The sequence below is a fragment of the Mycobacterium sp. NGS58 genome, from assembly GCF_059812385.1.
Genome location: NZ_JCALCO010000011.1, coordinates 73,607 through 92,903 on the forward strand (window position 1 = coordinate 73,607; position 19,297 = coordinate 92,903).

Sequence of the window (19,297 nt, forward strand, 5' to 3'; positions counted from 1 at the left end):
AGCGGTATTCGCCAGCTGGTCTTCACCGTCCCCGGAAATCGGGATCGCGTCGCTCGAGAAACGCGGCTATTCCTTCGGCGACGTCGTCGGTCGCGGCTACCTGTTCCACCAACAATGCCTCGGTTCGAAGGGCGGCGTCACGATCCACGTCGAGTGCTTGGTTGAGCATCGCCTTGGCCGCCGCCAGCGCGCGTGTCGGTCCGTTAGCGAGCCGGCGCGCCCAGGCGGTCGCCTCGTCCTCAAGGCCGCCGTCCGCGACCACCTCATTGACCAGTCCGATCCGGTAGGCCTCGGGCGCGGACAGTTCCTCGCCGAAAAACAGCAGCTGCTTGGCGATATTGAAGGGCACCTTACGGGCCAGCAGATATGCGGCACCACCGTCGGGCGCGAGCCCTCGTCGCGCGAAAAGCTCTATGAGTCGCGCGCTTTCGGCGGCCACGATGAGGTCGCAGGCGAGCACCATGCTCGCGCCCACCCCGGCGGCGATGCCGTTAAGCGCACACAGCACTGGCTTTTCGCAGTCGAGCAACGCTGAGACCACCGCCTGAGACCCGGTACGCAGAATGCGGGCGGCGTCGCCGGCCACCCTGTCTTTTTTGGGTTGCATGCCGGGATCATGGAGATTCGGCCCGGTGCAGAAATGCCGGTCGCCCCGACCGGTGAGCACCACCGCTCTGATGTCGGGATCACTGGATGCGGACTGAAGATTCTCGATCAGGTTTCGCTGCATGGCACGAGTCACCGAATTGCCGGCGTCCGGTCGGTCCAGAACCAGCCAGCGCACCGCGTCCTGCGTGTGAGCCGCGAGGTCGGGGGTCACGGCCGGATCGGCACGCTGGCGGGTCCGCGCACCGAATTGGTGTGCACGTAGGTCACGGCGTCTGTGTCGACATCCCAAGCGGGAAAACGCTTCAGCGTCTCTTCGAGCGCGACCCGGGCCTCGAGGCGGGCGAGCGCCGCGCCCAGACAGAAGTGCGAACCGTGACCGAAGCTGATGTGACGGATTCCCGCGCGCTCGACGTCGAGGACGTCCGGGTTCTCGTATTGGCGTTCGTCGCGGCCCGCAGATCCGGTCAGCAGTGCTACCCGCGAGCCCGCTGGAATGAGGGTGCCGTTGTAGGTGACGTCGCGTTTCGTGTAGCGGCCCTGTACGGGTGATGGGGCGTCGTAACGCAGCAATTCCTCGACGGCGTTACCGATCAGTTCTGGATGGTCCACCAGCTTGGCTCGTTGATCGGGATAGTTCGCCAGTGTCAGCGCGGCCCATCCCAGCAGGCGCGCAACCGTCTCATTGCCGGCGACGTTGATCATCGCGATGAACATCAACACTTCACGATCGTCGAGGCGACGGGTCTGGCGGCCCGCCTGGACGAGGTCGGAGGTCATCAGGTTGCCGACGATATCGTCGCTCGGTCTCGCCCTGCGGCGCTGAATCTGGTCGGCGTAGTAGCCGAGCAGCTTAATGTTGGCCTGCTGGCCGTCCTCGCTGAGCTGGGTTGTGCCCTCATCGCGGTGGAGCTGGGCATCCGACCACTCGCGCAGGTTGTCGTGATCTTCTTCGGGAAAACCCAGTAGCGAGCTGATCACCATCACCGGTAATTTCATCGAGAAGTCGCGCACGTAGTCGAAGCCGTCGGTGCCGACGAAGGCATCCAGATAATGGCTGCACAGCGTCCGGACGCGCTCCTCGAGTCGGGCAACCTCGGTTCGGAAAAAGGTGCGGTTAACCATCTTCCGCAATGCGGTGTGATCCGGCGGGTCCATCATGATCATCGCCCTGGGCGGCGGCCACGGTTGCTCGTTGATCGCATCCAGGGTGACCCCGTGCTCCGACGAGAACGTCTCGGTGTCCAGCGACGCCTCCAGCACGTCGGAGAAACGGCTGAGCGCGTAGAAGTCGTACTGTTCGTTGTAGTAGGTCGGCGCTTCGTCGCGCAGCCGTTTCCAGACGCTGTAGGGGTCCTGGTGCAGGGCGCGATCGAACGGATCCCAACGTAAGTCTGTTGTCGTCATCGGCACCGTCCTTTCCTGAAGAACAGTAATACATTATCTGTATAGTTGCACCATTGCGGTGGTGGACCGCACGGTGTTGAGGAGGAAGAACCGAAGTGGAAACGCGAGAACTCGAGCACGTGATCTACGAGAAGGACGGCCCGATCGCGCGGATCATCCTGAACAATCCTGACGCCGCCAACGCGCAGAGCTCCGAAATGGTCCATAGCTTCGACGCGGCCCTCGACGACGCGCAGTACGACTACGACGTCAAGGTGGTCATTATTAAGGCCAATGGCAAGGGCTTCTGCTCTGGTCACATCCCCACCGGCGCGTACCCGGAGTTCAAAGCCGAGCTGGAAGCATCGGGGAAAGTGTGGCGTTCTGCGGCGCAATTGTTCCTGTGGCCCGTCCTCAAGTTGTGGGAGTTTCCCAAGCCGGTGATCGCCCAGGTACACGGCTACGCGATCGGTGGGGGCACGACCTGGGCGTTGATCCCCGAAATCACCGTCTGTTCCGAGGATGCGTGGTTCCAGATGCCTCTGGTACCCGGATTCGGGCTGCCCGGCGCCGAAACGATGTTCGAGCCGTGGGTGTTCATGAACTACAAGCGGGCGGCCGAATATTTGTACACGGCTCAGCGGTTGACCGCCGCGCAAGCACTCGAGTTTGGCCTGGTGAATCGAGTGGTGCCCGCTGATCAACTCGAAGCGACGGTCGAGGAACTGGCCGCCAAGATCGCTACGGCGCCGCTGATCACGTTGCAGGCCGTCAAATCAGGCGTCATCCGGGCGTGGGAGACCATGGGTTTCCGCACGCATCAACAGGCAAGCAACGACCTTCAGGCGGTGGTGACCGGAAGCAAGGAGTTCCAGCAGTTCGTCGCGGAGCTCATGAAAAAGAGTGCCAAACCCAGCGAGCGCATCTGACCATGCCGCTTCAACCGATCATCCGGTTTGGCGGGGACGAGAACACCGAGTCTCTTCGGGCGTCCGTGCGTGATTGGCTGGCGCACAACCTGCCTGACGAGTTCCGCCGGACTGCGGCCAATCCCGACTATCTGCCGCGCGATGCCCACGAGCGCGCGGTCGTGTTCTGCAAGGCCTTACACGAGCAGGGCTGGTTTGTGCCGCACTGGCCGGCCCGGTACGAGGGTGGCGGTCGCGGTGTCGTGGAGCAGGTGGTCATCCGCGAAGAGCTTGCGTATGCGGGCGCACCACTGGTGAACACCAACGGGGTCAACATGCTGGCGCCGGTATTGTTCAAATTCGGTACCACGGAACAGAAGTCGGAGCATCTGCCGGCCATCGCGCGCTCGGAACGTATGTGGGCGCAGGGCTATTCGGAACCGGAGGCGGGCTCGGACTTGGCGGCTTTGCGGATGACCGCTCGACGCGACGGCGACTATTACGTCCTGGACGGGCAGAAGACGTGGACGAGCAACGGGGTGCTCGCCGACTGGATCTTCGTCCTGGCCCGCACGTCGCCGGTTGCAGACAAGCGCCAAGCCGGAATCTCATTCTTTCTCGTCGACCTGGAGACACCAGGGATTACCCGTCGACCCATCAGGTCGATGACTGGCTATCCCACATTTGCCGAGGAGTTCTTCGATGGTGTCCGGGTTCCCGCGGCCAATCTGGTCGGAGCCGAGGGGCAGGGGTGGACCGTCGGGAAGGCACTGCTCGACGTTGAACGGTCGAATATCACCAGGGCCGCACAGGCTCAGCGCTATCTCGATGAGCTGATCGACTGGTGCCGCGCGCAAAAGGGATCGACGCACGACCCGCTGTCCGATCCGGCCAATCGCATTGCGCTCGCTCGCGCCGTCGAACGCGTCGAGGTGGGCCGCGCCCTGTCGTATCGGGTAGCACACCTGCAGGCGGAAGGTGCCCTGGATCCCGCGCTGCCGTCGTTATCGAAGCTGTATCACTCCGAATTGACCGCCGAATTACGGGGACTTGGTGCACAGATCCTCGGGCACGCAGGCGAACTCATGCCGGACGATCCGGACTCGGTGCTCGATGGCCATTTCTCGGAGGGGTTGCTGCTGTCTCTCCTACACTCGATAGGTGGGGGCACGAGCGAGATTCAGCGAGACCTGATCTCGACGGTCGGGCTGGGCATGCCCCGCTGAAATCAGGAGTAGGCCGCTCGTCCCTCGGCGGCCGCCGAACGTTGTTGTGCCACGGTCGCCATTGCGAGCTCGAGCGGATGAAACGCGGCGAGCTGAGCACTTTCAGCAGAATTGATCAACCGTTTGGTCATTTCCACCGCCCCCGCATCGGCCTGTGCTAGTTCGTTGGCTATCGCGACGGCGCGATCGATCGCCGATCCGGGTTCGACGACGTTTGTTACCAGTCCTAGCCGTTCGGCCTCGGCGGCCGATAGCCGCATGCCGCGCAGTAATAGGGACGCCGCGCGGTGCCGGCCCAGCTGTTGAGCGAGGCGCCAGGCCAGCCCGCCGTCGGGTATCACCGCGCGCGCCACGAATGGAGCAGCGAAGAAGGCGTCTGAGGCGCTTACAACTAGGTCGCACGACAGTGCCAGACTCCAGCCGAGGCCAATCGCCGCGCCTTCAACCGCCGCGATGGTCGGCACCGGCACGGCTTTGAGTTGTTCCATCACCCGTTGCGCGTGCTCGATGCGGCCCGCGGGCCCCAACGGCCCGCTGCCACGGGCGGGTCCGGTCTTCAAATCACCGCCGGAGCTGAAGAATCCGCCCGCCCCGGCCAAAACCACGCCGCGGGCGCCGTACGCGACGATGCCACCGAGTGCGATCGATAGCTCGGTCCACGATTCGTAGCACAAGGCATTACGCTGGCGCGGGCGGTCCAATAAGACCACAGCGATGCCGTCTCGCTCTTCGTAACGGACTAGTAGAGCGTCCGCGTCAGCGTCGTCGACCATCGGGCCACCCCTACCGGTTCAGGAACTTGTCGATAGCAGCCCGGTGCTCGGGTGTGGTGAAACACTCTGTCTCGGCGGATATCCCGTACTCGAGGATGCCGGTGATCGCGCGTTGGGCATGCAGGTTCAACGTTCTTTTCGTGTCCTGCACCGCGCGCGGCGGCAGCGCGGCCAGGCGGTGGGCCACTGCCAGGCCCTCCTGTTTGATCTGTTCGTGCGGTACCACGCGGTTGGCCAAGCCCAGCTCGACCGCCTTGTCAGCTTTTATGCGTTCACCGAGCATGAGGTACTCCTTGGCTTTCAGCAGGCTCATCAGCAGAGGCCACAGGACCGACCCGCCGTCACCGGCCACCAGTCCGCTCGCGACGTGAGTGTCGGCGAAGAACGCTCGGTCAGACATCAAGACGATGTCGCATAACACTGCGATGCTGCACCCGAAGCCGACTGCGGGGCCGTTGACAGCCGCGACCACCGGCAGCGGAAAGTCGATCATGTCGCGCACGATGCGTCGGGCGTCTCGCATTCCGGCGCGGCGTGTGACCGGGTTGTTGACATGGGTTTCCAGCCATTCCACCAAGTTTCCGCCAGCGGAGAAGTAATCTCCTGTGCCGGTGATCAGCACCGCCCGAGCGTCGGGCTCTTCGGCCAGGGTGGCCCACAGCCGGGTGAAGGCGGTGTGCATCCTGTTGTTGACCGCATTCGCGTTGTCGGGGTTGTTCAACGTCACGATCCGTACGGGACCGTCTGCGGCCACGAGGATCTCGTCGCATCCGGTCAGCTCTGGTGTGCCCGTAGGTAGGTCGGTCATCGTGGATCAGTCGCCATCTCTTGGTGGTAGCCAGCTCGGTCGGCGAGTCTGCACGAAGGCCTCGCGGTCGTGGTTCACCGGCCACTCGGGAGCCCTTTTCTGCAGGAATGCCGTAAAAGCTTCGATCTGTTCGGTGGTGCCGATGGACGACCAGTAACCCGTGACGTCCACGGGTGGCAGCGCACGCGCCATCTCGCGTTTGATTGCGGCGCGTGCGACGGGGCCGGTCTTTCGGACCCGTTCTAGCAAGGCGTCGACTTCCGGCAGCAAGGAGTCGTGCGGCACGACTTTACCGACCAGGCCGAGTCGCTCGGCCTCTTGCGCGTCGATCCAATCGTTGGCATAGATAAGGTGATTGGCTCTTAGGGTCCCCAATCGCTGCGGCAGCCGGGCGGCGACGAACGCTTCGTATACGCCGCGGGTGAGGTCGGGGACGCGGAATCGGGCTCGATTGGATGCGACGACCAGATCCGCGAACAGCGTCATCACCAAACCACCGCCAAGGGCAATTCCGTTAACCGCGCAGACGACGAGTTTCGGTATCTTGCCGAGCGTTTCGAACGGCGTCCCGTCGTATGATTCGGTGAATGCGTCCCACGTCCGGTCCGGGTTCCCCACCGCGTTCATGTCCCCACCCGCGCAGAACGCCTCGCCGAATCCGGTGATCACCAGGAAGCTCAAACCCGGCTCGTCGGCGACGATCATGGCTGCCCGCTTGATGCCGTGGTAGCCGTCTGCCGTGACGGCATTCTTCTTCTCGGGACGGCTGATCGTAACGGTCAATGTGTCGCCCTCGATACGCCCGATCAGCTCTGGGGTGCCGAGGTCGATGTCGACCGATTCGGGGAGCGCGGTCACTGTTCCCCGATCACTGCGAGAAGTTCACCGACACTGTAGGTTTCGCCCACACTGACCTTCCAGGCGACCACTCCGCTGGCCGGCGCCTCGATGTCCATTTCGACCTTGTCCGTGGCGATCTGGTAAAGCGGGTCGCCCTCGGAAACGTGGTCACCGTCCGCCACGTAGAACTCGATCAATTCCGCTTCGGTGATCGCATCTCCAGGTTTGGGCATCCGCACCTCGATCACACGATTCTCCTGACGGTTTCGACGAGTTGCGCGGCGCCCGGACGGCACGCCGCTTCGAGGGTGGCCGCGCGCGGCACCGGCGTATACGTGCCGGCCACGCGTTGAACGGGGCTCACCAGCACACCGAACAGCTCGGTGCCCACGGCGGCGGCGATTTCGGCCCCCGGTCCGCAGAATCCGACCGACTCGTGGGCCACCACCAGGCGCCGGGTCTTGCGGACCGATTCGATCACCGCCGCCAGATCCAGCGGCACCAGCGTCCGCAGATCCACGACCTCGACCGAAATACCTTCGGCGTCAAGCTGGTTGGCTGCATCGAGCGCGGAATGGACCATGGTGCCGTACGTACAGATCGTCACATCGGTCCCAGCCCGTTTGATGTCGGCCTGCCCGAGCGGGATCACATAGTCGGCGGTGGGCACGGGCCCCTTGCCGCCGCCATAGAAGAGCTTCATCGACTCCACGAACAGGCACGGATCGTCCTCTGCCAGGCATGCATTGAGCAGGCCCACGGCGTCCGCAGCGGTGCTGGGCCAGACGACCTTGATTCCGGGCGTATGCATCGCCCACGCCTCGAACGCTTGCGAGTGTTGCGGTCCTGCGGCCGTGCCCACCATGGCGCGGATGACGACCGGTGCGCCCTGCCGGCCACCTGACATGTACCGGATCTTCGCGGCGTGGTTGGCGATCTGATCCATGGCCACACCCAGGAAGTCCATGAACATGAGCTCCGCCACCGGCCGCAGCCCGCCGAGTGCCGCACCAACGGCGGCTCCGATGATGGAGGACTCGGCGATCGGGGTGTCGCGCACCCGGTTGGCGCCATATTTAGTGGACAGCCCGGCGGTGATCTTGAACATGCCGCCCGCGGGATCGGCGATGTCCTCGCCGAGCAGCACGATCGAATCATCGGCGGCCATGGCGCGATCCAGCGTGCGGTGAATCGCCTGCACGAGACCTAGATTCTCGGTATCTCCTTCGGGTACCGTCGCACGCTGCGTAACGGGTGCCGCTAGTTCGGTGCCGTGCGCGGCGAACACGTCGCGAGTGAGTTCCGCTACGGCGGGAGCCTCTGCGTCGCGGGCGGTGGCGAAGGCCGAGTCGATTTCTGCGATCAGTTCGGCGTCAATGCGGTCGAGCTCGTCTCGGGTTGCGAGACCGTCGTCGATGAGCCGCTGCCGGTACCGCGCAAAGGCGGGGTCGGCGCGCTTGGCCGCCAGCTCGTCAGGGTCCGCGTACGGCATTTGGTCCCCGAAATAGTGGCCCTGCAGGCGATATGCCACCGCTTCGACGAACGATGGGCCGCCGCCGGACCGCGCGCGCCCGGCGGCCTCGGCGACGGCGTGATACACCGCGTGAGGATCCGTGCCGTCCACCGTGACGCCGGGCATCGCGTAGCCGGCGGCCCGGTCGGAGAATCGCGTCGTGCGGGTATAGCCGGCCACCGGCGTGCATTCGGCCCACGCGTTGTTCTGGCAGAAGAACACCACCGGAAGCGACCACAGCGCGGCCATGTTCATGGCCTCGTGGACGTAGCCGATGCTGGTCGCCCCGTCGCCGAAGCTCACCAGTATTACGCGGTCACTGCCCTTGATGGCCTCCGCCAATGCGATCCCGTTCGCGATCAGCGGGCCGGCACCGACGATGCCGGTGGTCCAGGCGATGCCGTGGTCAGGGTCGTAGATGCCCATGGCGCCGGCCTTGCCCTTCGACAGGCCGGTGCCGCGGCCCAAGATCTCGGCGAAGTATCCGGGCAGGTCGATGCCCTTGGCCACCACGTCGCCGAGTCCGCGATAGGTGGTGACCAGCTGGTCGGTGCTTGACAGGGCGAGCGCGGCCCCGGCCGACATCGCCTCCTGCCCGTCCACCGGCCAGTAGCTCATCGCGATTTCACCGGAAGACAGGCCCTTTCGGACGCGCTGGTCGCTGTGGTGCACCTTGCTCATGAGTCGGTACAACTCGACGGCACGGTCGCTACTCAGGGCCCGAGTTCCGGTGTCTACCTGCGTGGCCATCACCACTCCTTCGCCATGCACACTCCGTCGACGAGCATACAATACAATATGACGATATCTGTTCAGTCGTCCGATGGGCGGCTCAAACGCAGTTGAGGAGAACTTGGACCCCGATGCCCAAGCGACTAGCCCTGCAAGCCGGTGACGGTCTGCCCACCCATGTGCACGGCGCCGCCGACCCTCGATTTGCCTGCGCAGTGAAAACCTTCGCCACGCTGTTTCCCGGCCCACGGTATGGCGGTGGGGCGCTGTCTGTGTATGTCGATGGGGAACCCGTCGTCGACGTGTGGACCGGCTGGTCCGATCGCGAGGGGCGGGTGCCCTGGTCTGCGGACACCGGCGCGATGGTCTTCTCCGCGGGTAAGGGCGTGGCGTCGACGGTGCTGCACCGGCTCGCCGACCGTGGGTCGCTGTCCTACGACGACCCCATCGCGCAGTACTGGCCCGAGTTCGGCGCCAACGGTAAATCCGACATCACCGTGCGTGACATGATGCGTCACACGACCGGCCTCTCCCGGCTCGGGACCATCACCACCGAGCAGTTGCTCGATCACCGGTTCATGGAGGAGCGGCTGGCCGCGGCGCCGGTTGACCGCCTCGCCGGCCGGGCGGCGTATCACGCGTTCACCTATGGATGGTTGGCATCCGGATTGGCCCGCGCGATCACCGGCAAGGGCATGCGGGAGCTGTTCCGCACGGAGATCGCGCGACCACTGGACACCGACGGTATCCACCTGGGGCGGCCGCCGGCCGACGGGCCGACGAAGGCAGCGCAGACCATGTTCCCGCAACGCTTCTCGGGTGGCCCGCTGCTCGGCCACCTGGTCTCGCTGATGGCCAGACTGCCGGTTCCGGGCCCGCTCGGCGCGACCTACGTACCCGGTATCACCTCCCTGGTGCAGGGCGACATGGCGCTGCTCGACAGCGAGATTCCCGCCGTGAACGCGGTGGTGACCGCGCGGGGGCTGGCCAAGATGTACGGGGCGCTCACCAACGGTGGAAATATCGACGGGCAGCGGTTCCTCTCCGAGGAATTGGTCGTGTCGCTCACGGGCACGCGCAGCTTGCGGCCGGACCTCAACGTCTTCTTCCCGATGTCATTTCACCTGGGCTACCACGGATCACCGGTGCCCGGCCTACTGCGGGGCTTTGGGCATGCCGGTCTGGGCGGGACGATCGGCTGGGCCGACCCGATCAGCAAGAGCTCATTCGGCTTCGTACACAACCGGCTGCTGACACCGATGGTTGCCGACCAACTCCTCTTCGTGCCGCTGCTGATACCGCTGCAGCGTGCCGTCACCGCAGCGCACGCCCGCGGGTTCGTGGCGGTGCCCCAGTTCGGGGCGCGGCCCGCCGACGAGGCGCGCACCGAAACCGCCGGCCGCTGACCCGACAACCCCGGGCGGTATCGTCTACGGGTCTTTATCCGGTCGGCACGGGAATTAGATGGATATCTCGCGGGCAGTTCCCCATGCGGAACTCGAAGCGCTGTCTCGCAGGTACGCGGCGGCGGTCGATCGCCGAGATCGCGACGCGCTTCTGGCGGTGTTCACACCCGACGCGTCCATGCTCGTCGAAAGGGGCGGGCGCGAACCGGGAACGTTGACCGGTCACGACGAGATCCAACGAGTCATCGACATCGTCGCGCGCTGGCCGCGCACGGCTCACCTCATTGCACAGGGCCTGTATGTCGTCGAGGGGGAGTCGGCCGTCGGCGAAATCTACTGCACTGCCAATCACTTTCGTGATGGCGAGCCGGACGGGCAGAACCACGTCATGCACATCCGCTATCTGGACAAGTATTCGCTCGACGGCGAGGGGCGGTGGCGGATCGCGCACCGCAAGGTCGTCGTTGATGCCACCGAGGACCGGACCGCGTCGATCGGAGGACTCAGTTGATGGACCCGCTACAGCTCTCGATGGGCATTCCGTCGTTCTCGGCCGCGGCACCGCCGGATTGGGACCACCTCACGGATTGGGCGCAGCTATTGGAGGGCGCTGGATTCGACCGCCTGTTGGTGTCGGAACACGTTGCGTTCGGCACGAACATGGACGCGTACGCGGATCCACGGACGGGCGGAACGGTAGGCGGTCGGCAACCGACCGGGCCCGACGGACACTGGCTGGAACCGCTCACGACGCTGACCTACCTGGCGGCAAGGACCGAGCGAATCCGGCTGGGCACAAACATTTTGCTCGCCGCGCTGCGTCCGGCCGCGGTCCTTGCGAAAACCCTTGCGACCATGGACGTTCTGTCCGGTGGCCGCATCGATGTCGGGGTAGGCGTCGGCTGGCAGCGTGAGGAATACGACGCGGCCGCGGTGAACTTCGACCGACGTGGGGCGATCCTGGACCAGACGCTCGAGGTATGCCAGCGGTTATGGCGGGAAAACGAGGTGAGCTACCACTCAGCCGATTTGAGTTTCGAGCGGATACACCAGATGCCCAAACCCGTGCAGCCCGGCGGAGTACCGCTCTGGGTGAGCGGGACGGTGAACCGAGCGGTCGCTCGCCGGCTCGCTCGCTTTGGACAGGGCTGGATCCCGTGGGGTCCGGATGCGCGGGATGTCGCCGCGGGAATAGGTCGAATGCGCGCCGCGGTCGAGCGCGCCGGCGGCGACCCGGACGGGTTTGGTGTTGCCGGGACGTTGCGTGTGCAGACGAGTGCCGATGGCCGGCTCGACCTCTCCGCGATCGCCGCGGGAGCGACCGCGCTGGCGAACGCCGGCGTCACCGACTTGCGGATGACCCACTGGCCCTTGCCTGGCGCGAATCGGGAACGCGACATCCCCGCACTCGTCCAGGCGGTCCGTGACGCTGTCGATGGCTAGGGCGTGCGGATCGACTCGAGTTGCGCAGCGAGCAGCATCCGGTCGAAATAACAACGTTCCAGGACGAGATCGGGCCCACGGAACCCGAAGAGGTTGACGCTCAACATGTCGAACGGTGTGCCGGGTGCGGTCGTGCGGGTCTCCACGACCAGACCATTGTCCCCATGGTAGATCGCCTCCGCGGCATATCGCAGCATGGAGAGATCCACCCACTGCTGCAACAACATTGCGCGGACCGCCTCGTCGCCGTCGAAAACGGTTCCGGTAGGGATGATCTCGTAGCGGGGATGGGTGAACGTAGCCATCGCCGCCTCCAGGTCGCGCGCATTCTCGGCCGCGACGTGCCGGAGCACGAGCTCTTCGCGGGCGCGCCGCAGGGCGCTGTCAGGACTCACTTCGGTTCGAAGACAGCAAGATTGCGGCCGTCCTCGAGCGGCACCCACGCCACGGTGACACGGTCACCGACCGCGGGAGCGGGACCGAATACGTTCGACATCATCCGGACACCTTCGTCCAGATCGACGAGCACAACCGAATACGGCACCCTGTCGGCAAGGGCGGGGAGCGCGGCGCGATGGTGCACGCTGACCGCGTAAACCACCCCGTCGCCGCTCAACTTCTCCCACACCAGCGATGACCCGCCGCAGTGCGGACAGACGAACCGCGGGTACCAGACGAGCCGCGCGCACGATTCGCATCGTTGAACCGTCAGCTCGCGACGCCGGGTCGCGTCCCAGAAGGGGGCGGACGCCGGGCTGGGCGCGGGAACCGGGACGGTTCCGCTCATAGCGTGGCCCCCGTTCCCAGAATCACCGTCGACGTGGCCGAGAGCACCCCGCCGGTGCCATGTGCGACAGCCGTTTTCGTTTCTGGGACCTGGCGTTCGCCGCATTCACCGCGCAGCTGGCGCGTGGCCTCGACGAGCAGGAAGGCCCCGAACGCTCCGGGGTGTGTGTAGGCGAGGCCGCCGCCGGACGTCTGACCGGGCAGCGTACCTCCGGGTCCCAATGCGCCGTCCGCGACAAACGGACCGCCTTCGCCCTTCGGGCAAAAGCCCAAGTCTTCGAGCGCCAGCAACACCGTAATGGTGAACGAGTCGTAGAGCTCGACCACGTCGATGTCGGCCGGGGTGAGGCCAGCGGCCCTGAACGCGGCGGGCCCGGACACCGCCCCGGGCGTGACGGTGAGATCGGGCATCTGGGAGATCATCGCGTGCGAGGCCGCCGACGCCGCACCCAGGACGAAGGCCGGCGGCTCGGCCAGGTCGCGGGCGCGCTCGGCGCTCGTGACCACCAGCGCCGCGGCGCCGTCGGTGACTAAGCAGCACTCGAGCTTGTGTAGCGGTTCGGCAATGAAGCCGGAGTCCAAGACGTCATTCACGGTGATCGTCTCGCGCAGGTGAGCGCGCGGATTCATTACCGCCCAGCGCCGGGTGTCGACGGCGATCTGGGCCAGCTGTTCGGGCGTCGTCCCGTACGTCGCCATGTGGCGGTTGGCCGCCAGGGCATAGGCGCTGATAGGGAGCATTACCCCGAACGGCGTCTCCCATTCCAGCCGCTCGGGGGTGGCGAAGACGCCGAGGCCTTTTTCGCCACGCTTGCGCGCGGCGCGCGGCGTGGAGGCGTAGACGATCACCACGGTCTCGGCTTCGCCGGCGGCGATCGCAGCGGCGGCATGCTCGACGTACAGCCCGTAGCTGGCGCCCCCGGTTTGAGTGGCATCGGTGAAGCGTGGTGTTATTCCTAGGTATTCGGCCAGTTCCACCGAATGCATAAGTGTTCCGCCGGTGCAGGTGCACAGGCCGTCGACGTCCCGCAGGGACAAGCCCGCATCGGCCAACGCCGCGGTGATGACTCGCGCCTCGAGCTCCCGCAGGGGGACGTCGATCACACCGGTCGGCGAGACCTCGTCGGCCACGCCGACGATGGCCGCCGCTCCTCGGATGACGGTTGTCAACTCCGCACCTCTGCGAATAATTCGCGCACGCCGGGCTGGCTGACCTTCAGCGACGGCGTCCGTGGCAACTCGTCGACGATGACCAGACGGGCCGGAACCTGATAGCGACTGACTCGGTCGCGCACATAGGTCAGTAGATCCTCCGATGTGACCTGACCACCGTGGACCAACTCGACTGCTGCGACCGGCACGTGGCCGAGCCGCTCATCGGGCAGACCGGCCACACCGGCGTCGCGCACAGCCGGATGGCTGCGCAGGACCTCGACGATTTCGGCGGGGGTGACCTTGAAGCCGCCGCGGATGATGACGTCGTCGATGCGCCCATCGATGAACACGAAGCCGTCGTCGTCGACACGGCCGAGGTCGGTGGTCCGCACCCACTCGCCCCCCTGGGTACGGACCTCGATGCGACCCTGCTCGCCGGCCGGCAGCTCGCGGTCGCCTTTTAGGGACATCACGCGTATTTCCCGGCCCCGCTGGGGCCGCCCTACGCTCCCGCGTTTGGCTGTGGCCCACTCGCGATGTAGAGCAAGGTTCCACCCTGCGACGCCGCCCGCGAATTCCGTTGCGCCGTAGGATGGCAACACCGCAACCCCGTAGCGCTGCTCGAACTCCTCTTGTATGTCGACGGGCAGATGTGCGGTCCCCGAGGTCACCACCTCGACGCTGGAGAACACCTCAGGGGCCACCCCGTCGTCGAGTACCATTGACAGCGCCGACGGCACCAGGCTCACGGCGCGTGGCCGATGCCGGACCACCAATTCCACGAAATCGGGCACCCGGAATCGCTCCAGCAGTGCGATCTTTCGGCCTTCGCAGACGTTGAGCAGCGTGCGAAACAGGCCGGACATGTGCACCATCGGCGAGGCTACGATCGCGACGCCGGAACGCAGTCTGAGTTCCGCCCTGCGTCCCGGGCCGTAATGTGCGCTCGCCGCGGCGAGGGTGTGCTCGAAAGAACTGTAGGACAGCGGTATTCGCTTCGGCGGACCGGTCGTGCCACTGGTCAACATTTCTACTGCGATGCCGTCGGCCGGTTCGCGAAACGGGCCCGGCCCGGGACGTTCGAGCCCGGACACGGGTTGGCAGCAGGCCGGGTCGATCGTTGCCCGCAGCCCCATCGCGCCGTCGGCGGCGTCGGCGACTCCGCGGCGCTGCCAGTCGGTCGGCAACGCGACCACCGCGGGCAACCTCAGCCCACGGATGTCCGATGCGAGTCCGGCGTCACCGTGTGACGGGTTGATCGTGACGATGCAACCGTTGGCCAATAGCACTCCGAGCATCGCCCCGACCATCGCGGGATGGTTACGCAGCACCAGACCGACAGGAGACCCCTCGTCCAAACCTACTGCCGCCAGCTGACTTTCAACTCCCGAAGCGATGTCTGCCAACGCCTGCCAAGTCGTCCAAGAACCCTGGTACTCGATGGCAGGCGCCCCGGGGTCGATCGCCAGAACCGCGCGGATGCGGTCGGCCAGCTGCTGGCTCAAGCCGCCGCTGCCGCGAGCTCGGTGGCCGCCGGGATCACCTCTTGGGCGAACAGCTTCATCGACTCGTAGACCTTTGCGCGATCCATCGCCCCGCCTCGCGACATGCGCAATATGATGTTGCGCCAACCCATGTCGATTACGGTACGCATCTTCTCCACGATGCGGTCCGGATTACCCATCAGTGTCAGGTGTGAATTCAGCACTTGCTCGTAGCTCTGCTTGTCGTGCTTGTCGAACCAGTCCGAGTAGGCCTTATAGTCGGCCGGAATCTCGCCGCCCCGCTCGAAGGGGCTCGAATACTTGCGATGGGTCTGGATGGACAGCTCGACACTCTCACGCGGGTAGCTGCGGGCGAACGCGTCATCTTCGTGGCAGAACGCGTTGAGCAACGCCCATACGTTGCCGGTGGCTGCTTCGAGTCCTTTCTCGGACTGCACCTTCAGGTAGATGTCCAGCGCCCCCTGCAGGTCCGGGTCGACCTGGTAGGGGTTGCCGATGATCGCACCGAAGCCCTTCTCGGCGAGCCACTCGAAGCTTGAAGGCGTCTTCATCACCGTGCCCCACACCGGAATCGTCTGCTGCGCCGGTCGCGGGTAGATGGTCACGTCCTGGAGCTGGAAGTACTTGCCGCGATAGCTGACGTTTTCCTCGGTCAGCAGCCGGTTGACGATCTCCACGCACTCCTGGTAGCGGCTGGTGGCCTCGTCCATCGAGATGCCAAAACCCTGGAACTCGTGCGCTTGGTAGCCGCGGCCGAAGCCGGCGTCGAAGCGTCCGCCGGACAAGACATCGACCATCGCGATGCGTTCTGCCAGTTGGATCGGCTCGTGGAAGGGCGCGACCATGCACGCGGTCCCGATGCGGATGCGTTCGGTCTGCGCCGCGATCGCCGTGGCTACCTGCGGAAGGTCGGGGAGCATCCCGTATGGAGAGAAGTGGTGCTCGGCCAGCCAGACCTCGTCGTAGCCGAGCTCCTCTGCCCAGCGCGCTTCCTCCAGCACGTTGGCCAGCACCTCTCGCTCGCTGAGGTGGTTGGGCTTGTCGCCGAGGATGAACACGCCGAACTTCATGTCGGTCCTTCCTTCTGACCCTATTAATATAGTTGCAGTTACTGCCACTATATTGCACGATTGAACATATATCGTCAATCCGTTCAATCCAAGGAGGCGCCGTGACCCTCTCCGACTCGGTGGTCGGAACCGCTCTGAGGCCGGCGTCATTCACGTGGGATCAGACCGACGTGATCCTCTACGCGTTGGGGGTTGGCGCCCGCCCACCCGCCGAGTTGGCACTGCTCAATGAGGCTTGCGGTCCTGCGGTGTTGCCGACCTTTGCCCTCATCGCCAACTGGTGGGCAGTCAAGGATCTCCGCAGTGTTCTCGACCTGGGTACGTTTCCGATCGTCCACTCGGCCCAGTCGCTGGAGCTGCATCGACACATCGGCGCCAGCGGCGAACTGTCGGTGCAGGCCGAGGTGTCGTCGGTATGGGACAAGGGGAAACACGCCGCCGTCGAGTTGACCAGTCGTGGGGTCGACGCGGACGGGACCGTCTTTGTGGCCCGGTCGCAGACCATGGTCCTCGGCGCCGGGGGATTCGGCGGCGAGCGGGGCCCGTCGGCCGAGCCAGATCCGGACGGGCCACCGGACGAAGTCTTCGACGACGTGATCCGGCCGGAACAGGCCGCGATCTATCGGTTGTCCGGCGACCGCAACCAGCTCCACATCGATCCGGCCGCCGCCCGCAAATTCGGCTTCGACAACGTGTTCCTGCACGGGCTGTGCACCCTGGGATTCGCCGCGCGGGCGCTGATCAACGCAATCGGCCACGGCAATCCACAGGCGTTGACATCCTTGAGTTGCCGGTTTGCCAAGCCGGTCGAGCTCGACGCTTCGCTGCGCACCGAGATGTGGCGAACCGGAAATTCCGTGCGTTTCCGGACGCTGCAAGGAGACGTCGTCGCGTTGAACTCAGGAACTGCCACCCTGGCGGGAGGTTGACCATGGACCAACGGCGGGCACGCGGATTGCGCAACCGACAGGCACTCATTCACGCGGCGATCGAGCTGTTCACCACCCAGGGCTACGAAACGACCACAGTCGAGCAGATCTCGGCCGCGGCGGGTGTGGCGCCGCGCACCTTCTTTCACCACTTCGCCACCAAGGACGACATACTGTTCGACGGCTACGCCGAGCGGCTCCAGGAGGCCACCCGCCGGTTTCGTGCCGCGCGGTCGAACTCCTTATGGGACGCCCTTGCCGAAGCGTCGACCGCGGTGGCGGAGGCCATCATCGAACAGCCCGAGCTCTTCGTGGTCCGCGCCAACATGTACCACAACGTGGCCTCGCTGCGCGCAACGATGTTGCGGATCAACGAGGACTGGATCGATCAGCTCACCGCCGAGGTGGCGCGTTGGCTGAACAGCAATGGGGAGTCGGACCTGCGGCCCCGGCTCGCCGCCACGCTGACCAATAGCGCCAACCGCGCGGCCATCGATGTGTGGGTGGCCGGCGGTGGTCAGGGAAACCTGCCAGAGCTGATGGCCGAATCCGTTGAATTGGTGCGGCCTTCCATCGCCGCGATCGAGCGTGCGGCAGGGGCGACAGGGGGTCAGCGTGTCGGTTGAATCACGTCCGCTGGCGGTCGTCACCGGGGGAGCGCGTGGCATCGGTGAGGCCATCGTCGCCGAGTTGATTTCCGCCGGTCATCGCGTGGCCGCGGTTGACATCAACGCGAAAGCCATTGCACGAGCACAGGTTTGCGACGCTGCGCGCTCGGGCGATCTTATCCCCATGAACCTTTCGATTACGGATCGTGGCGCCGTGGAGGATGCGCTGGGCGACCTCGCCGAGAAGTACGGACCCATTCGCGCACTGGTGAACAACGCCGGGATGACGCTGCCCGGAACGTTTCTCGAGCAGAGCGACGAGGACTGGGATCGCATCGTGAAAGTCAACCTCAAGGGCACGTTCATCATGGCGCAGGTTGCGGCCCGGCAAATGGTGGCCGAAGGCAGCGGGGTGATCGTCAACATCAGCTCGGTGTCCGCCCACGGCGTGCGTACCGGTCCGGCGGCCTACGCAGCCGCGAAGGCGGGCGTGGAAGGACTGAGCCGGCTGATGGCCGTCCAGTTGGGCGAGCACGGGGTGCGGGTCAACACGGTTGTCGTCGGCACCACGGCGACGCCCTGGCTGGTCGGGCGCAAGACCGAGGACGAGCTGGCACAGATGCGCCGGACCACCGTGAGCGGGCAGTTGGGCGAACCGGCGGACGTTGCCGGTGTGGTCGCATTCCTATGCTCGCCGGCAGCCAAACACCTGACAGGCCAGCTGATTTCGGTGTCCGGGGGCCAGTGGATGCCATGAAAGTGCCGGATGAGACGATAAGACAAATTCTGCTATATTGTTTAGCTGCTAGAGATCGATGCCAGGGGACGCCGTGGAACTGAAGAGAATCCTGTTCGAGGTCAGCGAGCATGTCGCCACGATCACCATCAACCGCCCGGAGCGGCTCAACGCTACCGACGATCTGACCCGCACCGAGCTCGGCAATGCGTGGGCGCACGTCCGCGACGACCCCAACATTCGAGTGGCCATCATCACCGGAGCGGGGGACCGCGCGTTTTCCGCGGGCCAGGACATTCGGGCAACGGCAGAGGGCGGCATCCGCAACAAGATTCCCGGCTCCCGGCTTCACCACAACGTATGGAAGCCGGTCATCTGCGCCCTCAACGGGATGGCGGTCGGAGGCGCTCTGCATCAGGTCGCCGACTCCGACCTGATCATCGCAGCCGAACATGCCGAACTGATCGACACACACTTGACAGTGGGCAATGTGTTCGCGCTCGAACCCGCGGTGCTATTGCGCCGAATGCCGCTGTCGATGGTGATGCAGTTGGGGCTGATGACCAAGCAAGGGCGTATCAGCGCACAACGAGGCTACGAGATCGGCTTGATAAATGAGGTGGTGCCCGCTGACCGACTGCAGCAGCGCGCCAGGGAAATCGCTTTGGAAATAGCGAAACTCTCGCCGGCAACTGTACAGGCGTCCATCAAGGCGATGTGGGCCAGCCTCGACGTTGGGCTGCACGCGGCCAATGACGTCGCCTATCGCTACGTGCTGCAACACCAGCTGACCCATCCTGATTACCGGGAAGGGATGCTCGCGTTCGCCGAAAAGCGTGAACCACGCTGGGTAGTGGAATGACTGTC

The 19,297-nt window shown here is 65.1% G+C and carries 21 protein-coding genes; 9 read left to right on the forward strand and 12 right to left on the reverse strand.

Translation table 11 applies throughout. From position 1 onward, the window contains the following. Positions 1 to 22 precede the first annotated feature (22 nt). A complete protein-coding gene (locus AC5Y4H_RS12890) occupies positions 23 to 820 on the reverse strand; it encodes an enoyl-CoA hydratase/isomerase family protein (protein WP_499982198.1) in 798 nt (265 codons plus the stop codon). Then, the gene (locus AC5Y4H_RS12895) at positions 817 to 2,013 is read right to left on the reverse strand and encodes a cytochrome P450 (RefSeq protein ID WP_499982199.1); all 1,197 of its coding nucleotides are present in this window, start codon (positions 2,011 to 2,013) and stop codon (positions 817 to 819) included. The genes AC5Y4H_RS12890 and AC5Y4H_RS12895 overlap by 4 nt, the downstream gene beginning before the upstream one ends. A gap of 95 nt (positions 2,014 to 2,108) precedes the next feature. Between AC5Y4H_RS12895 and AC5Y4H_RS12900 the strand changes: the two genes are divergently transcribed. Beyond that, positions 2,109 to 2,921 carry an enoyl-CoA hydratase-related protein gene (locus AC5Y4H_RS12900; RefSeq protein WP_499982202.1) on the forward strand — a complete coding sequence of 271 codons (813 nt, stop codon included), beginning with the start codon at positions 2,109 to 2,111 and terminating at the stop codon, positions 2,919 to 2,921. A gap of 2 nt (positions 2,922 to 2,923) precedes the next feature. Beyond that, a complete protein-coding gene (locus tag AC5Y4H_RS12905) occupies positions 2,924 to 4,126 on the forward strand; it encodes an acyl-CoA dehydrogenase family protein (protein WP_499982204.1) in 1,203 nt (400 codons plus the stop codon). A 2-nt stretch (positions 4,127 to 4,128) separates the two neighbouring features. Here the strand turns inward: AC5Y4H_RS12905 and AC5Y4H_RS12910 are convergent, their stop codons facing one another. Genes AC5Y4H_RS12910 through AC5Y4H_RS12930 form a run of 5 tightly spaced genes read right to left on the reverse strand, consistent with a single transcriptional unit; the run spans position 4,129 to position 8,810 of the window. Further along, the gene (locus AC5Y4H_RS12910; RefSeq protein ID WP_499982205.1) at positions 4,129 to 4,899 is read right to left on the reverse strand and encodes an enoyl-CoA hydratase/isomerase family protein; all 771 of its coding nucleotides are present in this window, start codon (positions 4,897 to 4,899) and stop codon (positions 4,129 to 4,131) included. A 10-nt stretch (positions 4,900 to 4,909) separates the two neighbouring features. Next, the gene (locus AC5Y4H_RS12915; RefSeq protein ID WP_499982208.1) at positions 4,910 to 5,707 is read right to left on the reverse strand and encodes an enoyl-CoA hydratase/isomerase family protein; all 798 of its coding nucleotides are present in this window, start codon (positions 5,705 to 5,707) and stop codon (positions 4,910 to 4,912) included. 6 nt (positions 5,708 to 5,713) lie between these two features. Next, on the reverse strand, positions 5,714 to 6,565 hold the full coding sequence (locus tag AC5Y4H_RS12920) for an enoyl-CoA hydratase/isomerase family protein (protein ID WP_499982211.1): 852 nt from the start codon (positions 6,563 to 6,565) through the stop codon (positions 5,714 to 5,716). Next, positions 6,562 to 6,795, reverse strand: coding sequence for a biotin/lipoyl-containing protein (locus AC5Y4H_RS12925; RefSeq protein ID WP_499982214.1), 234 nt, complete (start codon positions 6,793 to 6,795; stop codon positions 6,562 to 6,564). Before AC5Y4H_RS12925 ends, AC5Y4H_RS12920 begins: the two co-directional genes overlap by 4 nt. Further along, positions 6,792 to 8,810 (reverse strand): alpha-ketoacid dehydrogenase subunit alpha/beta, encoded by a 2,019-nt coding sequence (locus AC5Y4H_RS12930; RefSeq protein WP_499982216.1) that lies wholly within the window; start codon positions 8,808 to 8,810, stop codon positions 6,792 to 6,794. Before AC5Y4H_RS12930 ends, AC5Y4H_RS12925 begins: the two co-directional genes overlap by 4 nt. Positions 8,811 to 8,923: 113 nt before the next feature. Here AC5Y4H_RS12930 and lipL point away from each other — a divergent pair, with 113 nt between their 5' ends. From lipL to AC5Y4H_RS12945, 3 genes are read left to right on the forward strand one after another with little or no spacing between them, the layout of a single operon-like run. Continuing rightward, entirely contained in the window at positions 8,924 to 10,198 is a 1,275-nt protein-coding gene (lipL, locus tag AC5Y4H_RS12935; RefSeq protein WP_499982217.1) for an esterase/beta-lactamase LipL, read from the forward strand. Positions 10,199 to 10,256: 58 nt separating this feature from the next. Further along, entirely contained in the window at positions 10,257 to 10,709 is a 453-nt protein-coding gene (locus AC5Y4H_RS12940) for a nuclear transport factor 2 family protein (RefSeq protein WP_499982218.1), read from the forward strand. Beyond that, on the forward strand, positions 10,709 to 11,641 hold the full coding sequence (locus tag AC5Y4H_RS12945) for a TIGR03619 family F420-dependent LLM class oxidoreductase (protein ID WP_499982219.1): 933 nt from the start codon (positions 10,709 to 10,711) through the stop codon (positions 11,639 to 11,641). The genes AC5Y4H_RS12940 and AC5Y4H_RS12945 overlap by 1 nt, the downstream gene beginning before the upstream one ends. On the opposite strand, the gene AC5Y4H_RS12950 is transcribed toward AC5Y4H_RS12945, so the two are convergent. Genes AC5Y4H_RS12950 through AC5Y4H_RS12970 form a run of 5 tightly spaced genes read right to left on the reverse strand, consistent with a single transcriptional unit; the run spans position 11,638 to position 16,157 of the window. Next, complete coding sequence (locus AC5Y4H_RS12950; protein WP_499982222.1) at positions 11,638 to 12,036, reverse strand: nuclear transport factor 2 family protein; 399 nt, start codon at positions 12,034 to 12,036, stop codon at positions 11,638 to 11,640. The two genes, AC5Y4H_RS12945 and AC5Y4H_RS12950, sit on opposite strands and share 4 nt — an antisense overlap. Further along, a complete protein-coding gene (locus AC5Y4H_RS12955) occupies positions 12,033 to 12,428 on the reverse strand; it encodes a Zn-ribbon domain-containing OB-fold protein (RefSeq protein ID WP_499982224.1) in 396 nt (131 codons plus the stop codon). The genes AC5Y4H_RS12950 and AC5Y4H_RS12955 overlap by 4 nt, the downstream gene beginning before the upstream one ends. Continuing rightward, complete coding sequence (locus AC5Y4H_RS12960) at positions 12,425 to 13,597, reverse strand: acetyl-CoA acetyltransferase (RefSeq protein ID WP_499982226.1); 1,173 nt, start codon at positions 13,595 to 13,597, stop codon at positions 12,425 to 12,427. The genes AC5Y4H_RS12955 and AC5Y4H_RS12960 overlap by 4 nt, the downstream gene beginning before the upstream one ends. Continuing rightward, a complete protein-coding gene (locus AC5Y4H_RS12965; RefSeq protein ID WP_499982227.1) occupies positions 13,594 to 15,087 on the reverse strand; it encodes a class I adenylate-forming enzyme family protein in 1,494 nt (497 codons plus the stop codon). Before AC5Y4H_RS12965 ends, AC5Y4H_RS12960 begins: the two co-directional genes overlap by 4 nt. Further along, entirely contained in the window at positions 15,084 to 16,157 is a 1,074-nt protein-coding gene (locus tag AC5Y4H_RS12970; RefSeq protein ID WP_499982229.1) for an LLM class flavin-dependent oxidoreductase, read from the reverse strand. Before AC5Y4H_RS12970 ends, AC5Y4H_RS12965 begins: the two co-directional genes overlap by 4 nt. Before the next feature lie 101 nt (positions 16,158 to 16,258). On the opposite strand from AC5Y4H_RS12970, the gene AC5Y4H_RS12975 reads away from it, so the two are divergent. From AC5Y4H_RS12975 to AC5Y4H_RS12990, 4 genes are all read left to right on the forward strand, one after another. After that, complete coding sequence (locus AC5Y4H_RS12975; protein WP_499982232.1) at positions 16,259 to 17,086, forward strand: MaoC/PaaZ C-terminal domain-containing protein; 828 nt, start codon at positions 16,259 to 16,261, stop codon at positions 17,084 to 17,086. Positions 17,087 to 17,088: 2 nt separating this feature from the next. Further along, positions 17,089 to 17,712, forward strand: a complete 624-nt coding sequence (locus tag AC5Y4H_RS12980) for a TetR/AcrR family transcriptional regulator (protein ID WP_499982235.1) — start codon at positions 17,089 to 17,091, stop codon at positions 17,710 to 17,712. Continuing rightward, positions 17,702 to 18,451 carry an SDR family NAD(P)-dependent oxidoreductase gene (locus AC5Y4H_RS12985; protein ID WP_499982237.1) on the forward strand — a complete coding sequence of 250 codons (750 nt, stop codon included), beginning with the start codon at positions 17,702 to 17,704 and terminating at the stop codon, positions 18,449 to 18,451. Before AC5Y4H_RS12980 ends, AC5Y4H_RS12985 begins: the two co-directional genes overlap by 11 nt. Before the next feature lie 73 nt (positions 18,452 to 18,524). Next, a complete protein-coding gene (locus tag AC5Y4H_RS12990) occupies positions 18,525 to 19,292 on the forward strand; it encodes an enoyl-CoA hydratase-related protein (RefSeq protein WP_499982239.1) in 768 nt (255 codons plus the stop codon). The last annotated feature ends 5 nt before the right edge of the window (positions 19,293 to 19,297 follow it).

Coding starts and splice junctions, on each gene's coding strand:
- AC5Y4H_RS12940 (WP_499982218.1), top strand. CDS start 10,257: ATGGATATCTCGCGGGCAGTTCCCCATGCGGAACTCGAAGCGCTGTCT.
- AC5Y4H_RS12905 (WP_499982204.1), top strand. CDS start 2,924: ATGCCGCTTCAACCGATCATCCGGTTTGGCGGGGACGAGAACACCGAG.
- lipL (WP_499982217.1), top strand. CDS start 8,924: ATGCCCAAGCGACTAGCCCTGCAAGCCGGTGACGGTCTGCCCACCCAT.
- AC5Y4H_RS12945 (WP_499982219.1), top strand. CDS start 10,709: ATGGACCCGCTACAGCTCTCGATGGGCATTCCGTCGTTCTCGGCCGCG.
- AC5Y4H_RS12930 (WP_499982216.1), bottom strand. CDS start 8,810: ATGGCCACGCAGGTAGACACCGGAACTCGGGCCCTGAGTAGCGACCGT.
- AC5Y4H_RS12955 (WP_499982224.1), bottom strand. CDS start 12,428: ATGAGCGGAACCGTCCCGGTTCCCGCGCCCAGCCCGGCGTCCGCCCCC.
- AC5Y4H_RS12980 (WP_499982235.1), top strand. CDS start 17,089: ATGGACCAACGGCGGGCACGCGGATTGCGCAACCGACAGGCACTCATT.
- AC5Y4H_RS12915 (WP_499982208.1), bottom strand. CDS start 5,707: ATGACCGACCTACCTACGGGCACACCAGAGCTGACCGGATGCGACGAG.
- AC5Y4H_RS12970 (WP_499982229.1), bottom strand. CDS start 16,157: ATGAAGTTCGGCGTGTTCATCCTCGGCGACAAGCCCAACCACCTCAGC.
- AC5Y4H_RS12910 (WP_499982205.1), bottom strand. CDS start 4,899: ATGGTCGACGACGCTGACGCGGACGCTCTACTAGTCCGTTACGAAGAG.
- AC5Y4H_RS12895 (WP_499982199.1), bottom strand. CDS start 2,013: ATGACGACAACAGACTTACGTTGGGATCCGTTCGATCGCGCCCTGCAC.